The sequence below is a fragment of the Leifsonia stereocauli genome (assembly GCF_038432415.1).
Classification (GTDB): Bacteria; Actinomycetota; Actinomycetes; order Actinomycetales; family Microbacteriaceae; genus Orlajensenia; species Orlajensenia stereocauli.
On sequence record NZ_JBCAUN010000002.1, the window covers coordinates 582,776 to 597,598 of the forward strand.

Genomic DNA, 14,823 nt, shown 5'->3' on the forward strand with positions numbered 1-14,823 from the left:
GTAACCGTTTTGCTTCATGACCCCCTGACTCCAGCCTCGTCTGGCGTTGGAGGGTCCCCGGATGCAGGCCTCACCCGGCGCGAGATCCGCGAACGCGAGCGTGCCCGCGAGCTGGCCGCGGAGCAGTCTGCACCTGGATCGTCCGCTGCATCGCAGCCCGTCGAGGCCGAGAGCCCGGCAGCCGAGACCGAGCCCGAAGCGTTCGAGATCCCGGTCCCCGCCGACATCCCCTCCGTCTCGCGCGCTGCTGACGACGAATTCCTCGCGCTGCTGAATCCCGGGCTCACTGCTGCGGATGCCGCTCCCGAGGTTGCGCCCGTCGCTGCCGAGACTGCCTTCGATGCCGCTCCTGCTTCCGCGCCTTCGGACGACGCTCCCTTCGACGACGTATCGGCGTTCCCGTCGACTGCTGCCCTCCCCGCCATCGTTCCCGCCACGTCGGTTCCCGGCCGCGATCGTGCGGCGCTCCGTGTCGAGCTTCCCGCAGCCGACCTTCCCCCTGCTCCCAACCAGTCGTCGTCACGACGCGAGGCGCGCAGCACCATCGCCGAAGACGTCACCGCACCCACGCGGGGCCGCCGAGCCGCTCCTGTGCGCTCACTGCCCGAGCGTGCGGGAGTTCCCACGGCTCCGGTTCCCGTCCCGGCTCAGGCATCAGTCTCCCGTCGCGTCTCGCGCCACCTCGCCGCGAAGGGGATGGCCGGCCTCGCGATCGTCGTCGTCGCCCTCCTCGCCGTTGCCACCTCTACTCCGGCCAACGCCCTGCTCTCGGCGGCCGACGTGCAGGCGGCAGCCGCCGTCGCCGCCGCCACGGGCACCGACAGCGGCGTCGCGCAGACTGTCACCGTCGGCGATGACGTGTCGGCCTACGCCGTGCAGCGAGATGGCTACGACACCTCGACGGTGGCGCAGGTCGCCGCTGAGAGCGGCATCCGTCTCGAGGCATCGTTCACCAACGACCCCAACGGAACCGTGCAGTGGCCGTTCCGCGTCGGAGTGCACATCGGGGACCAGTTCGGAGCCCGCGACTGCGCCGGCTGCTCGAGCGACCACCACGGCCAGGACTTCAACCCCGGCCTCGGCGCGCCCATTCAGGCCATCGCCGACGGCGTCGTCAGCTACGCCCAAGACGGCGAAGGCGACCTCGGCGTCCACATGATGATCGACCATGTCATCGACGGCCAGGTCGTCACCAGCGTCTACGCGCACATGGTCCACGGTTCGATGCTCTTCAAGGAGGGCGACACAGTGAAGGTGGGCGACGTCATCGGCAAGACCGGTAACACCGGCATGTCGACCGGCCCGCACCTGCACTTCGAGATCCGTCTCGGCGGCAGGACCGGCCCCTGGACCGACCCGCTCGAGTGGCTCTACGCGCACGTCAACTGACGCCGTCACTCCCGCGCACCTTCGAGTTTGCAGGACCACGTCAGTCATGACTGCTATATGCGCCCATGCCGATTCTGGTCCTGCATTCGAGTAACTGGACTCCTCCCCAGCACCGTTTGAGTCGGATGCTGTCCTCATCAGCACGCGGATGACAGGTTGCCGAGCGCGATGGATCGACGCTGGGCGGATGAACGAGATTCAACGACTGGTGACCAACGTCGGGGGAGTGGCCGACTATCGAGCGATGGATGCGATGGGGATACCCCGGTCAGTTGTGAGGGAGGCTGTGCGCACGGGTGGGTTGGTGCCCGTGCGTAGCAGGTGGTTCGCCTCACCTCTAGCGCACCCTGATGTCGTCAGGGCGGTGCGAGTGGGTGGCGTACTCACTGGGGCATCGGTTGCGAGAACCAACGGGTTGTGGCTTCTATCCGATGACCTCCTTCATGTGAGGGTGAGGTCGACGGCAAGCAGGCTCTCGTCGCCCGATGATCGTGCGACTCCCCTTGCCGCCGATCTCCACAAGGTCTGCGTCCACTACTCCCTCTGGCCGAAAACGTCGCCCTGCGTCGATTCGGTCGGTGATGCGATCGTCGAGATGTTCCGCTGTGGCGACGGGAGGTCAGCGCTGGCTGCCCTGGACTCTGCACTCAACAAGCGTCTGTTGGGTCAGGCAGATCTCGCGCGCATGCGTCCGCGGATCCCGTTGGGCAAGCTGTGGATCTTCGACCGAGCCGACGCCGGTGCTCAATCTGGACTCGAGTCGCTCGTCAGGCTTCTCTTGGCCACGACGCGGGTTCAGCATCGGACTCAGGTGTGGATCGCGCCAGCCGGCCGAGTCGACATCCTCATCGGCGACAGGCTGGTTCTTGAGCTCGACGGACGGACCTTCCACACCGGGGAAGCATTCGAAGACGACCGGCGGCGCGACTTCGCATTGATCATGCAGGGGTATCTGGTGCTTCGGATCAGTTATCAGATGGTGATGAACAGGTGGGACGAGGTCGCCGCGGGAATCCTGCACTTGGTGCGTCGGAACGAGCACCGGTGGGGTCGAGCGACTTCGGCGGGTCCCTTCGCATTCACGTTTGCAGGATGAGACTCGACATGACTGCGATATGCAGCTGTGTCGAGCCTCATCCTGCAAACGCAGCAGGGGCGGGAGCGCGCAGGCGAGAGGGCTAGGCGGCGAGCCAGACCGTCGTGTCTGCCGGGAGGGTGCGGCCGGTGAGCGGAGCGCTGCTCAGCAGCACCTCGCCGTCGGGCAGCTCGACCGGAGCGGTGCCCGTGTTGGCGACCACCGTGATCGACCCATTGCGCACGACCAGTACGTCGGCACCGGCACCAAGACCGGCAACAGCGTCAGCACCGGCATCAGCGCCAGCCTCACCCCATACGAGTGAGCCCGATGCCAGTGCGTGCGATCGGCGCAACTCCAGGGCGCGCTTGTAGAGCTCGAGCGTCGATCCCTCGACGCCGACCTGCTGGTCGCGGGCGAACTGCGCCCACACGGCAGGCTGCGGGAGCCAGGAGGCTGTCGAGGGGCCGAAGCCGTAGGACGGCCCGCCGGTCTCCCAGGGGATGGGCACGCGGCATCCGTCTCGCCCATAGCGTTCGCCGTTCGTACGGAACCAGGTCGGGTCCTCGCGGGCGTCGTCCGGCAGGTCGATGACCTCGGGGAGGCCGAGCTCCTCGCCCTGGTACAGGTAGGCGGAGCCCGGGAGCGCGAGCATGAGTGCAGTCGCGGCGCGTGCCCGACGCAGACCCACCTCGGGATCGGGGAGGCCGACGGTCTTGGGGCCGATGCCGTGGCCCTGCAGGTTCTCGGCGGTGAGCGCGAGGCGCGAGGCGTGGCGCACCACGTCGTGGTTCGACAGCACCCAGGTCGACGGGGCGCCGACGGCCGCGAAGGCCTCGAGCGACTCGTCGATGACCGCCCGGAGGGCCGCGGCGTCCCACGGAGTCTCGAGGTAGGCGAAGTTGAAGGCCTGGTGCATCTCATCCGGCCGCACCCAGTCGGCCATGCGAGACAGCGGATCGACCCACGCCTCGGCCGCGAGGATGCGCTCGCCGGGGTAGGTGTCGAGAAGCTCGCGCCAGTCGCGGTAGATGTCGTGCACGCCGTCCTGGCCCCAGTAGGGCGGCAGGTCGGGCAGCTCGGTGCTGATTGCCGGCTCGAGCGTGGCGGTGCCGCCGCCCATGCTGCCGGTACCCTCGGCGGGCGTGTAGTCGGGCAGGCCGGCCTTCTTCACCATGCCGTGCGCCACGTCGACGCGGAAGCCGTCGACCCCGCGGTCGAGCCAGAACCGCAGGATGTCGCGGAACTGCTCGCGCACCCAGGGGTCGTCCCAGTTGAGGTCGGGCTGCGAGGAGTCGAAGAGGTGCAGGTACCACTGGCCGGGCGTTCCGTCCGGCTCGGTCACGCGCGTCCAGGCTGCGCCGCCGAACACCGAGTCCCAGTTGTTGGGCGGCAGCTCGCCGTTCTCGCCCAGGCCATCGCGGAACATGTAGTGCTCGCGCTCCACGCTGCCGGCCGGAGACGCGAGTGCAGCCTGGAACCAGACGTGGTCGCTCGACGAGTGGTTGGGAACGAGGTCGACGATCACGCGGATGCCGAGAGCGTGCGCTGCATCCTTCATCACGTCGAAGTCGGCCAGGGTTCCGAAGAGCGGGTCGATGTCGCAGTAGTCGGCCACGTCGTAGCCGGCGTCGCGCTGAGGCGAGGTGTAGAACGGCGAGAGCCAGATCGCATCGACACCGAGGTCGGCGAGGGCCGGAAGTCGGTGGGTGATGCCGGCCAGATCGCCCATGCCGTCACCGTTCGCATCGGCGAAGGAGCGCGGGTAGATCTGGTAGATGACGGCGGTTCTCCACCATTCCGAGGCCGGGTTCGCGGCAGGGGATGCGGCCTCGGATGCGTCGCCGATGGCGGCCGCAGGGCTCGCCTCGGCGGCCACGGTCTTCTCAGTGCTCATGGCGACACCATACGCGAATCCGACGATATGCAAGCGATTGCATGTTTCGGGCCGGCTTAGGAGGTCACAACCCCGTATCGGTTCTCCTGACGCAGTTTGGCGTTACCGGTCCGAGCAGGTATACATGTAATCGCTTGCATTTCTGCAGGCAAGTCGAGAGAACGACCTTTCGCGCCTCCCGCGGGTGAAGGAATTCTCTCCACATCAGCGTTCAAACGAGAGGCGACACCAATGATGGTGAAGAAGAAGGGTCTTGTGGGGCTCGGAGCCGTAGCGCTCACGGCCGCCGTGGTTCTGTCGGGTTGCTCGGCCAGCACCGGCGGTTCCGACGACACCAAGGCCAGCGGCAGCACCAGCTCCCTGACCGTGTGGGTGGACTCCGAGCGCGTTGACGCGCTGAAGGGTGCCGCTGCGGACTACAGCGAGAAGACCGGCATCGACGTGAAGCTCGTCGGCAAGGACACGTCGACCATCAAGGACGACTTCATCCAGCAGGTTCCGACCGGCAAGGGCCCTGACATCGTCATGGGCGCGCACGACTGGCTGGGCGAGTTGTCGACCAACGGTGTCGTCGCTCCGCTCGAGCTCGGCGATGCCGCAGCCGACTACCTCCCCGTCGCCATCGACGCCTCGACCTACGAGGGCACGACCTACCTCCTGCCCTACGCCGTCGAGAACATCGCGATGCTGCGCAACGCCGACATCGTCGCCGAGCCCGCCACGAGCTTCGACGACATGATCGCCAAGGGCAAGGCCGCCGGCCTCACCCAGCCGTTCGTCGTGCAGCAGGGTGCAGAGGGCGACCCGTACCACCTCTACCCGTTCCAGACCGCGTTCGGTGCTCCCGTCTTCGGCTCCGGAGCCGAGGGCTACGACCCCACCGACCTCCAGCTCGGCAACGCCGGCGGCGAGCAGTTCGCCACCTGGCTCGGCAACCAGGGCAAGAACGGCACCGGCGCCTTCAACACCGACATCGACGGTGACATCGCCAAGCAGGCCTTCCTCGACGGAACGGCCGCCTTCTGGCTGACCGGCCCGTGGAACGTGGGCGCAGCGACGGAGGCCGGCATCAACGTCGCCATCGACCCGATCCCGAGCCCCACCGACCAGGCCGCACAGCCGTTCGCCGGTGTGAAGGGCTTCTTCATGAGCGCCGAGTCGAAGAACAAGGTCGCCGCGACCGACTTCCTCGTCAACTACATCGGCACCGAGGCCGTGCAGCTCGAGCTGTTCAAGGCCGGCAATGTGCTGCCCGCCCTCACGGCCGCCGCAGAGACCGCCTCGGAGGACCCGATCATCAAGGGCTTCGAGACCGTCGGCGCCGACGCCGTCCCGATGCCGGCTATCCCGGCCATGGGCTCGGTCTGGCAGTACTGGGGCATCGCCGAGGCTGCGATCATCAACGGCGCAGACCCCGTCACGACCTGGCAGAAGCTGGCCAGCGACGTGCAGGCCGCCATCAAGTAACACGACCCATCGACCCGGTGCGGATGCCGACGGCATCCGCACCGGGTTTCGGTGTTCGTCGGGCGACGCGACCGAGGCTGGAGCCGACGATGCGAACCCCGGGCGACGAGAACGAGGATGTACATGAGCACCATCACCGATGACGTCGAGGCCGGCACCACCCCGCCCCCGACGAGGAACCAGAAGCGAGCGGCCCGCGTCGCCGAGGCGGCATCCGTCGGCACGAAGATGCTTCTGCTGAAGATCGTGCTGCTCGGTGTGGTCGATGCGATCGCGCTGTACGCCCTCTTCGTGCTGGTCGGGCACGAGCAGTGGCTGGTGGCAGCGATCGTCGTCGTCGTCACCGCGCTGTTCAACTGGATCTACTTCTCGCCGCGCAAGCTGCCGGCCAAGTACCTGGCACCGGGTGTGCTGTTCCTCGTCGTCTTCCAGATCTTCACGCTGGTCTACACGGGCTACGTGGCGTTCACGAACTACGGCACCGGCCACAACGGCACCCAGGAACAGGCCATCGACTCGCTCATGAGTTCGGCCCTGGTGCGCGTTCCCGACTCCGCCACCTACGGTGTCACCGTCGTCGACGAGGCCGGCCAGCTCGGCCTGCTCGTCACCGCCCCCGACGGCACCGTCAGTGTCGGAAACAACGAGACCCCGCTGCGCGAAGTGTCGGATGCGACGGTCGAGGGCGGTCTCGCCGTGGCCATCCCCAATGCCACGAGTCTGGATTTCGCCCAGGTGATCGCGCGCACCGACGAGATCACCGAACTCTCCGTGCCGTTCTCCGAGGATCCGAACGACGGGGCACTACGCACCCAGGACGGCCGTTCGGCCTACCTCTACACCTCGTCGCTCGAGTACGACGAGGCCGCGGACACCATGACCGATACCGAGACCGGCATCGTCTACTCGAACATCGGCACGGGAGCGTTCACCGCTGATGACGGCACTGAGCTGCTGCCCGGCTGGCAGGTGAACGTGGGCTTCGACAACTTCGTGCGCGCCTTCACCGACTCCAGCATCCGTGGTCCGCTCATCTACGTCACCATCTGGACCTTCGTCTTCGCCATCCTGTCCGTGGCCACGACGTTCTTCCTCGGCCTGTTCCTCGCCATCGTCTTCAACGACGCGCGGATGAGGGGACGCAAGTACTACAGGGTCATCATGATCCTGCCCTACGCCTTCCCGGCGTTCCTGACCGCGCTGGTGTGGGCGGGCATGATGAACGAGACCTTCGGCTTCATCAACCAGGTGATCTTCGGCGGGGCCGAGATACCGTGGCTCACCGATCCGACGCTGGCGAAGGTGTCGATCCTGATCGTCAACCTCTGGCTCGGCTTCCCGTACATGTTCCTCGTCTGCACGGGCGCCCTGCAGGCGATCCCCGAAGACATCACCGAGGCAGCGACGGTCGACGGCGCCAGGCCGTGGGCCATCTTCAGGCTCATCAAGCTGCCGCTGCTGCTCGTGACGTTGACACCCCTGCTCATCGCGTCGTTCGCGTTCAACTTCAACAACTTCAACCTGATCTACCTGCTCACCAACGGCGGTCCGCGAGACTCCAACGCACCGATCCCCGTCGGCTTCACCGACATCCTCATCTCGATGGTCTACAAGGTCGCGTTCACGGGCCAGACTCGCGACTACGGCCTGGCCAGTGCCTTCGCGATCATCATCTTCATCATCGTGGCGGTCATCGCCATCGTCAGTTTCCGCAAGACCAAGGCGCTGGAGGATCTCAACTGATGAACGCGCAGAAGCCCGTGCCCGGCACGAATGTCGGCCTCACCGAGGCCCTGATCCTCGAGGCTGATGCCGCAGCCCAGAGGCCGGCCCAGCCGCCGCACCTGCGCGGCCCGGCCGGCAGGCGCCGCCCCTTCAACTTCGGCCGCTGGTTCGGCGCGACCGGGTGGCGCCACCTCGTCGGCGTGATCGTGAGCATCTTCGCGCTGTTCCCGCTCGTCTTCGTGCTGTCGGCCTCGCTCAACCCGAAGGGAACGCTCACGGGCTCGAACGCCCTGTTCTCGAAGTTCGGGCTCGACAGCTACGCGCGCATCCTCACCGACCCGCAGGTCCCGTACCTGCCCTGGTACTGGAACACCATCATCATCGCGAGCATCACCGCCATCGCGACGGTGTTCCTCGGAGCCCTCGCCGCCTACTCGTTCTCGCGGATGCGGTTCACGGGCCGCCGCTTCGGGCTCGTGACCATCGTCGTGGTTCAGATGTTCCCGCAGATGCTCGCCGTCGTCGCGATCTTCCTGTTGCTGAACGCGATCGGCGACCTCTTCCCGGCGATCGGCCTCAACACCCACATCGGCCTGATCATGGTCTATCTGGGCGGAGCTCTCGGCGTGAACACCTTCCTCATGTACGGCTTCTTCAACACCATCCCCGCCTCCATCGACGAGGCGGCGAAGATCGACGGAGCCGGCCACGCGCGCATCTTCTTCACGATCATCCTGCGGTTGGTCGCGCCGATCCTCGCGGTGGTCGCGTTGCTCTCGTTCATCGCCACCTTCGGCGACTACGTGATCGCGAGCGTCGTGCTCATCGACCCCGAGAAGCAGACTCTCGCCGTCGGGCTCGTGAAGCTGGTGTCCAACCCGCGCTACGCGGACTGGAGCGCATTCTCGGCCGGAGCGATCATGGCCGCCGTGCCCGTCGTGGTGCTGTTCCTCCTGCTGCAGCGCTATATCGTGGGCGGGCTCACCGCCGGAGCCGTCAAGTAACGCCACCTCAGCACGCGCGCTGCCGGCCCGGCCCGCGAATGCAGGACCAGGCTCGACAGGGACGCGATGGGCGTCCAAGTCGAGCCTCATCCTGCATACCTGCCCGTAACATCCGGGCGATACCGTCGACGAATGGATGACCCCGTGCCTCTCGCCCACCTGCCGCACCACGATGGTTCTCCGCTGTATATAGAGGAGCAGCATCCGTCGCTCGGACAGGATCTGGTGATGCGGATGCGCGTGCCCCAGACGTTCGGGGCCGTCGCGAGCGTGCATGTGAGGTCGAACCCGAACCGCGAGCCGCGCTTCGCCGAGGCCACGCTCGTGGCGAGTGCCGCCGGCTGGGACTGGTGGCAGGCCACCGTCGAGGTCGAGAATCCGGTGCACCACTACCGCTGGCTGATCGTCACGGACGACGGCCGTCAGCACTGGCTCAATGCCCGAGGCCTCTCGCGGATCGAGACCCTCGACAGCGAGGACTTCCGCATCGCGGCAGGCGCGGATGCTCCCGACTGGGCGGCCGAGAGCGTGCTCTACCAGGTGTTCCCCGATCGCTTCGCGCGGTCGGATGCCGCCGACTCGCGCGAGACGCCGGACTGGGCCATCGCCGCAGCGTGGGGCGACCCCGTCGACACCAGGCCGCCGGGACGCTCGAAGCAGTTCTACGGCGGCGACCTCGATGGCGTCCGCAGCAAGCTCGACCACCTCGTGGGCCTCGGCGTCAACCTGCTCTACCTGACCCCGGTCTTCCCCGGCCGCTCGAACCACCGGTACGACGCCTCCAGCTTCAGCATCGTCGACCCGCTGCTCGGCGGCGACGAGGCGCTGGTGCGTCTCGTGGAGGCCGCGCACGCTCGCGGCATCCGGGTGATCGGCGATCTCACCTCGAACCACTCCGGTGACGGTCACGAGTGGTTCGCCTCGGCCCTCGCCGATGCTGGTTCCGATGAGGCTGCGTTCTACTACTGGCTCGACACCGTGCAGGCCGAGCTCGCCCCCGACGAGTCGGCGTCGGCTGCCGACGCCGTCGATGCCAGCTACGCGGTGACGGATGCCGCCCCCGCTGCGGCGCCCCGCCGGTCGTACGTCTCGTGGCTGGGAGTGCCCAGCCTGCCCAAGTTCAACTGGAACTCCGAGGTGCTGCGCCGCCGATTCATCGAGGGCGAGGAATCCGTGGTCGCGCGCTGGCTGCAGCCGCCGTTCAACCTCGACGGCTGGCGCATCGACGTCGCGAACATGACGGGTCGGTACCTCGACGAGGACCACAACGCCGAGGTGCGCCGCATCATCCGCCGCACCATGAACGAGGTGAACCCCGACACCATCCTGCTGGGAGAGTCGACCAACGACGCCGCCGGCGACTTCCAGGGCGACGCGTGGCATGGCGCCATGACCTACGCGAACTTCACGCGCCCGCTGTGGTCCTGGCTGCTGGTTCCGGGCAGCACGGCGTTCGGCGGCCTGGGCTTCGCTCTCGGCATGGTGCCGGACTTCACAGGCGAGCAGTTCGTCGAGGCTCACACGCAGTTCGCTGCGGGCTTCCCCTGGCGCACTCGGCTCGGCGCCATGAACGCGCTCGACACCCACGACACCCCGCGCTTCGCCACCTCGGCGCGGCCCGGCGTGACTCCCGTGGCGCTCGGCCTCTCGGTGACGCTGCCCGGCATCCCCGTCGTCTTCGCCGGCGACGAGTTCGGACTCACCGGTGAGGACGGCGAGGCATCGCGCACGCCCATGCCGTGGAGCACGACGGATGATGCCGAGGTGGCGCCCCGCATCGACCTCTACGCGTCGCTCATCGGTCTGCGGCGCGCGCACCTCGCCCTCTCGACGGGCAGCATGCGCTGGCTGCACGTTGGCGATGACGTGCTCGTGTACGCGCGGGAGTCCGCGTCGGAGACGGTGCTCTGCGTCGCTGCGCGCGCCGACTACGACGTCGCTCTGCCGTCGACCGCTCTCGCGGGGGCGGATGCCGCGACGCCGGCGTTCGGCGACGGCCGGCTGGCCGCATCCGCCGACGGCATCAGCCTGCAGGGGAGCGGCCCGTCGTTCTCGGCGTGGGTGCTGCCGGGGGTGACCGCGGCGGTGATGAGGGCGTAGCCCTGCGCGGGGTGCCCCGCGGTCAAAGCGACGTTCTGCGGATGCTATTCTCTACTGGTGCCAAAAACGTGGCGCGCTCCCGAGCGCCTCACACTTTGGCCCCCTTAGCTCATTGGTAGAGCACTTCCTTGGTAAGGAAGAGGTAGTGGGTCCGATTCCCACAGGGGGCTCAGACTCTCGATGTGAAACAGTGCGTCGGAGTCCGCGGCGGGGTAGCTCAGGTGGTTAGAGCACACGGCTCATAATCGTGGTGTCGCGGGTTCAAGTCCCGCTCCCGCTACAACAAGAGGCTCGTTCGACGAGCCCATTCCTCTGGCGGATGCCGCCGAGTCGGCGCGGTTCGGGCTGTCGCTTCGGGCGATCGCTTCGCTCGGCCCTCAGCGAGCGGGTGTTCGCTGCCGCGGAGTCGGATCAGTCCTTCGCCGGCTCCCCGTCGCGGGCCCGCAGGCGATACGTGTCCCTCGTGAGGGTCGTGTACGACTCGGTGATGATCTGCTCGAGCACGCCGAGGTCGATGGCCGAGAGATCGCGGATGTAGAGGCATCCGACGCCCGTGGTGTGAGGGCCGAGACGCGCGAGCTGATCGGGATAGCGCGAGATGCCGTCGACCAGGTAGATCGACATGGCCGCCTTGCGCGGCGCGAAGCCCGCCGCAGCGACATCGCCCTCGCGGCCGCTGTCGTACTTGTAGTGATAACTGCCGAATCCGACGATGGTGCCGGAGAGCACGGCCGCCTCGCCGGTGACCCTCGTGTAGAGCCCGAGGAGGGTCTCGGCATCGGCTCGCCTCCTGGCGGAGGGGACAGCCGCGATGAAGTCGCCGACCTCGCTCATGCTCACACAGTACCCGCCTTCTCGGCGAGCGAGGGCTCTGCGAATGGGGGAGCGGCCTCGTCCTCTGGGTTCCAGGCCTTGACGATGGCCCAGGCGACGGCCGCGATCGGCACCGAGAGCACGGCGCCGACGATGCCGCCGAGGATGGTTCCGGCTGTCAGGGCCACGAGGATGACCAGCGGATGCAGCTTGAGCGACCTGGCCTGCACGACAGGTTGCAGGAAGTTGCCCTCGATCTGGTTGACGGCGATGACGATTCCCACGACGATCAGCGCGACGACGGGTCCGTTCGCGACGAGGGCGACGAGGGCGGCCAGGATGCCGGCGACAGTCGCACCGACGATCGGGATGAACGCACCGATGAAGACGATCACGGCCAGCGGGAGCGCCAGCGGTACCCCGAGGATGGCGAGGCCGATGCCGACACCGGCGGCGTCGACGAAGGCGATGATGGCCGTGCCGCGCACGTAGCCCCCGAGGGTCCTGACCGAGGTGGCGCCGATGCGCTGGCCGCGCTCGAGGCTGCGGCCGCTGAACGGGCGCAGGAAGAACGCCCAGATGCGGTCGCCGTCCTTGAGGAAGAAGAACAGCACGACCACGGCGAGCAGGGCGCCCGTGACGAGCTCGGCGGCGACCGAGACTCCGGCGATGGCACCGGTTCCGAACTGGCTGCTGGTGAAGAAGTCGGTGACTGTCTTCTTGAGGCTGTCGAGCTGGTCCTGGTCGATCGGCAGGGAGCCGCTCTGCAGGAATTCGCCGACGGCGTCGATGCCCTGGGTGGCCGACTTCGAGAGTTCCTCCCATTGGCCTCGCACCGCGAACACGATGAGCGTGATGATGCCGCCGAAGATGACGATGCCGCCGATGAGGGTGATCCAGGTGGCGACGATCGCCGGGAGGCCACGGCGGCGCATCCACCTGATCACGGGAGACAGGGCGGCTGCGAGGATGAGGGCGACCAGCACCGGGATGACGACCAGCTTCAGCTGAACGAGCCCCCACACCACGACCGCCGCGAGGGTGAGACCGAGGAGGATCTGCCCGCTCCTGATGCCGACCTCGCCGAGCCCGTCGGTGAGGAGGGAGCGCAGCGTGGGGCGCGGGCGGCGGCGGTGCGACGTATCGACGGCTGCAGCAGGGGCGGCATCCGGTGCCACCAGGTCTGGCCCGGGATTCGATGCCGGTGTCGTCGCGGGGATCGGTGCACCGGGGTCGGGCACGGAGGCAGGCTTGTTGTCGCTCATGGGCCAACGGTACCCGTCATGAACGTCAGCGCCGCGGGGCTGGACACGCGGCGTCGCGTCTGCATTCGAGCGTCAGGCGATCGATCCCGCTGACGCGGTGCTGCATCCGATCGGCAGCTCTGAGCAGAAGTGGTGATCAAGGGAAATGATCCTTCCCGGACCGTGTGACGAGAGGCCCATCGTGAGTGCAGCAGTGATGAACCCCGCAGAGGCGGACGACCGGATCGACACGATGCTCATCCTGCAGTACGCCCTCGTGCGCGGCTCGATCGTGCTGGGCGAGCTCGGCCGGGCGATGGACCTGGCACCGGATGCCGCCACAGCGGTTGTGCGCGGGCTGGTGCGCGACGGATCCGTGCTGTGCCGCATCAGGGGTCGCAACAGCGAGAACGTCGAGGTCTTCCTCACCGCCGCCGGGCGAGAGCGGGCGCGTCGCGAGGGCGCAGCCGTGGTGCGTGCAGCGACGGATCTCCTGCGCGAATTCGCCCCGGCGGAGCGGAAGGTCGTCGAGCAGGCGCTGGGGCTGCGTCCCGGCGAGGCCGAACTGCGCGACGCCTGAGGCCGGCGCTGTCAGAGCAGGCGCAGCTCGCCCCGAACAATGGAGTCCCCCGAGTGCGCCGGGTTGCCGTCGGCGGGCTCGTCGGAGACGTCGACGACGGAGAACTGCTCGAGGTCGATGCCGTTCGGAACAGTGAAGCGACCGCTCGCGCCCGCGAGCTGGCCGAGACTGACGAGTCCGTTGGTCGCAGGGTCGATGAGCCACACCTCGCGCAGATCGGTGCCCGAGGGCGCATCGAGGTCGACGACCAGGTCACGAGTGCTGCCCGAATCGCTCTCCTCGAGGCGCGCGGTGCCCGAGGCGTTCCAGGTGGGGAGCGGATCGAGCGCCGCCTCCGCGATGACGTCGGCCGAGGGCGTCGGCCACAGGACCGCGCCGGCCACGCCGGCCAGAACGCCGACCACGAGCGCCGCTGCGGCGACGGGCCACCAGCGGGCGAAGCCCGTCGAGCGAGGGCGGCGCCCGGTGACGGATGCCGGTGCCGGAGTCGCGGCATCCGGAGCTGCATCCGGAGCCACTGCCGGACTCGACAGTCCGAGGCCGAGTTCCGCGCTGATGCTCTCCCACACCCGCGGCGGTGGAGCCAGCAGCTCGACGTCGCGCGATGAGCGGGCGATGCTAACAGTCCGGCGGAGATCATCGAGTTCACTCGAGCACCGCTCGCAAGAGGAGAGATGGGAGCGCTGCACTGCATCGGGCTCGGCATCGCCGAGGGCGAGCAGTGCGAGGGTGCCGTCATCGAGATGCACTGTCATCCACCTCCATTCGTGTGCGCAGACGCCCGAGACTTCGGCGGATGTGACTCTTGACGGTTCCGAGTGGAAGACCCGTGCTGTCGGCGATCTCGGTGTGCGTCATGTCGCCGTAGAACGCCAGGGCCATGACCTCGCGTGGTACGGGATCGAGTCGTGCGAGCTCATCGGCGATCATGAGGCGTTCGGCGACGTCGACCTCTACGGATTGTTCCTGAACGCGAGCCACGGATTCGCTGGACTCCACGATGCGCAGGCTTCGCGTGCGCGCAGCGAGCGCGTCGGCGATGCGGTGCCGCGTGATGCCGACGATCCACGCGGGCAATGGGCCGCGCTCTGGGTCGAAGTTGGCGCGTCCCTGCCAGGCGGAGACGAACACCTGCTGGGTCACGTCCTCGGCATCGGCCGCGATGCCGAGGGCACGCACGGCCAGCGTGTAGACGAGCGACGACCAGCGCGTGTAGGCAGCGGCGATGGCCTCTTCGTCACCGGCACGGAATGCCAGCCCGATGGCCGCGTCGTCATCGATGTCGAGCACAGTGGCGAGTCGTCCTCCGTGGTGGGGTCGCGTCCGATCGACGCGCCGCGTTCCTCCCGGCGCCGACGGTCGTCGGCCTCTGGGAGCGTTGCTGTGCCCCAGCATAGTCACGAGCGCGTCGTGGGGGTGGTCCGGCAGGGCTGCCGTGGAGGCATCCGTCGGCAGCCCTGCCGAGTCGTGGAGCATGGGGTCCTTTCCCGATGCGCGAGGAGGTTCGCGCGGTGCTCTTCACTCAGTAC

Annotated in this window: 12 protein-coding genes and 2 tRNA genes; 9 read left to right on the forward strand and 5 right to left on the reverse strand. The window is 67.8% G+C overall.

Features of this window, described 5'->3' with window-relative positions:
• The first annotated feature begins 9 nt into the window (after positions 1–9).
• Together AADV74_RS11630 and AADV74_RS11635 are read left to right on the forward strand one after the other, a co-directional pair.
• Positions 10–1,389, forward strand: coding sequence for a peptidoglycan DD-metalloendopeptidase family protein (locus AADV74_RS11630; protein ID WP_342114202.1), 1,380 nt, complete (start codon positions 10–12; stop codon positions 1,387–1,389).
• A 187-nt stretch (positions 1,390–1,576) separates the two neighbouring features.
• Positions 1,577–2,485, forward strand: coding sequence for an endonuclease domain-containing protein (locus tag AADV74_RS11635; protein WP_342114204.1), 909 nt, complete (start codon positions 1,577–1,579; stop codon positions 2,483–2,485).
• An 82-nt stretch (positions 2,486–2,567) separates the two neighbouring features.
• Here AADV74_RS11635 and AADV74_RS11640 read toward each other — a convergent pair whose 3' ends face one another.
• Positions 2,568–4,361, reverse strand: a complete 1,794-nt coding sequence (locus AADV74_RS11640) for a glycoside hydrolase family 13 protein (RefSeq protein ID WP_342114206.1) — start codon at positions 4,359–4,361, stop codon at positions 2,568–2,570.
• A gap of 231 nt (positions 4,362–4,592) precedes the next feature.
• Between AADV74_RS11640 and AADV74_RS11645 the strand changes: the two genes are divergently transcribed.
• The 6 genes from AADV74_RS11645 to AADV74_RS11670 all read left to right on the forward strand — a co-directional run bounded on the left by AADV74_RS11645 (position 4,593) and on the right by AADV74_RS11670 (position 10,937).
• Positions 4,593–5,828: a sugar ABC transporter substrate-binding protein gene (locus tag AADV74_RS11645; protein WP_342114209.1), complete on the forward strand. Its 1,236-nt coding sequence runs from the start codon at positions 4,593–4,595 to the stop codon at positions 5,826–5,828.
• Between the two features lie 123 nt (positions 5,829–5,951).
• Positions 5,952–7,571: a maltose ABC transporter permease MalF gene (malF, locus tag AADV74_RS11650; RefSeq protein WP_342114211.1), complete on the forward strand. Its 1,620-nt coding sequence runs from the start codon at positions 5,952–5,954 to the stop codon at positions 7,569–7,571.
• Entirely contained in the window at positions 7,571–8,557 is a 987-nt protein-coding gene (locus AADV74_RS11655) for a sugar ABC transporter permease (protein WP_342114213.1), read from the forward strand. The genes malF and AADV74_RS11655 overlap by 1 nt, the downstream gene beginning before the upstream one ends.
• A 132-nt stretch (positions 8,558–8,689) precedes the next feature.
• A complete protein-coding gene (locus AADV74_RS11660; protein WP_342114214.1) occupies positions 8,690–10,657 on the forward strand; it encodes a glycoside hydrolase family 13 protein in 1,968 nt (655 codons plus the stop codon).
• A gap of 98 nt (positions 10,658–10,755) precedes the next feature.
• A tRNA-Thr gene (locus AADV74_RS11665) sits at positions 10,756–10,827 on the forward strand.
• A gap of 36 nt (positions 10,828–10,863) precedes the next feature.
• Positions 10,864–10,937, forward strand: a tRNA-Met gene (locus tag AADV74_RS11670).
• Positions 10,938–11,068: 131 nt separating this feature from the next.
• On the opposite strand, the gene AADV74_RS11675 is transcribed toward AADV74_RS11670, so the two are convergent.
• Both AADV74_RS11675 and AADV74_RS11680 read right to left on the reverse strand, forming a co-directional pair.
• Entirely contained in the window at positions 11,069–11,491 is a 423-nt protein-coding gene (locus tag AADV74_RS11675; protein ID WP_342114216.1) for a DUF1801 domain-containing protein, read from the reverse strand.
• Positions 11,492–11,493: 2 nt separating this feature from the next.
• Positions 11,494–12,735, reverse strand: a complete 1,242-nt coding sequence (locus AADV74_RS11680) for an AI-2E family transporter (RefSeq protein ID WP_342114218.1) — start codon at positions 12,733–12,735, stop codon at positions 11,494–11,496.
• Positions 12,736–12,916: 181 nt separating this feature from the next.
• On the opposite strand from AADV74_RS11680, the gene AADV74_RS11685 reads away from it, so the two are divergent.
• The gene (locus AADV74_RS11685; protein ID WP_342114220.1) at positions 12,917–13,294 is read left to right on the forward strand and encodes a hypothetical protein; all 378 of its coding nucleotides are present in this window, start codon (positions 12,917–12,919) and stop codon (positions 13,292–13,294) included.
• Positions 13,295–13,305: 11 nt separating this feature from the next.
• Here the strand turns inward: AADV74_RS11685 and AADV74_RS11690 are convergent, their stop codons facing one another.
• Both AADV74_RS11690 and AADV74_RS11695 read right to left on the reverse strand, forming a co-directional pair.
• Positions 13,306–14,049, reverse strand: a complete 744-nt coding sequence (locus AADV74_RS11690; RefSeq protein WP_342114222.1) for an anti-sigma factor — start codon at positions 14,047–14,049, stop codon at positions 13,306–13,308.
• Positions 14,030–14,584: a sigma-70 family RNA polymerase sigma factor gene (locus AADV74_RS11695; protein ID WP_342114224.1), complete on the reverse strand. Its 555-nt coding sequence runs from the start codon at positions 14,582–14,584 to the stop codon at positions 14,030–14,032. The genes AADV74_RS11690 and AADV74_RS11695 overlap by 20 nt, the downstream gene beginning before the upstream one ends.
• Positions 14,585–14,823: the final 239 nt, after the last annotated feature.

What these genes read in the sequence shown, in the direction of transcription:
- AADV74_RS11635 (WP_342114204.1), top strand. Translation starts at nt 1,577, where the DNA reads ATGAACGAGATTCAACGACTGGTGACCAACGTCGGGGGAGTGGCCGAC.
- AADV74_RS11675 (WP_342114216.1), bottom strand. Translation starts at nt 11,491, where the DNA reads ATGAGCGAGGTCGGCGACTTCATCGCGGCTGTCCCCTCCGCCAGGAGG.
- AADV74_RS11640 (WP_342114206.1), bottom strand. Translation starts at nt 4,361, where the DNA reads ATGAGCACTGAGAAGACCGTGGCCGCCGAGGCGAGCCCTGCGGCCGCC.
- malF (WP_342114211.1), top strand. Translation starts at nt 5,952, where the DNA reads ATGAGCACCATCACCGATGACGTCGAGGCCGGCACCACCCCGCCCCCG.
- AADV74_RS11655 (WP_342114213.1), top strand. Translation starts at nt 7,571, where the DNA reads ATGAACGCGCAGAAGCCCGTGCCCGGCACGAATGTCGGCCTCACCGAG.
- AADV74_RS11645 (WP_342114209.1), top strand. Translation starts at nt 4,593, where the DNA reads ATGATGGTGAAGAAGAAGGGTCTTGTGGGGCTCGGAGCCGTAGCGCTC.
- AADV74_RS11680 (WP_342114218.1), bottom strand. Translation starts at nt 12,735, where the DNA reads ATGAGCGACAACAAGCCTGCCTCCGTGCCCGACCCCGGTGCACCGATC.
- AADV74_RS11660 (WP_342114214.1), top strand. Translation starts at nt 8,690, where the DNA reads ATGGATGACCCCGTGCCTCTCGCCCACCTGCCGCACCACGATGGTTCT.
- AADV74_RS11690 (WP_342114222.1), bottom strand. Translation starts at nt 14,049, where the DNA reads ATGACAGTGCATCTCGATGACGGCACCCTCGCACTGCTCGCCCTCGGC.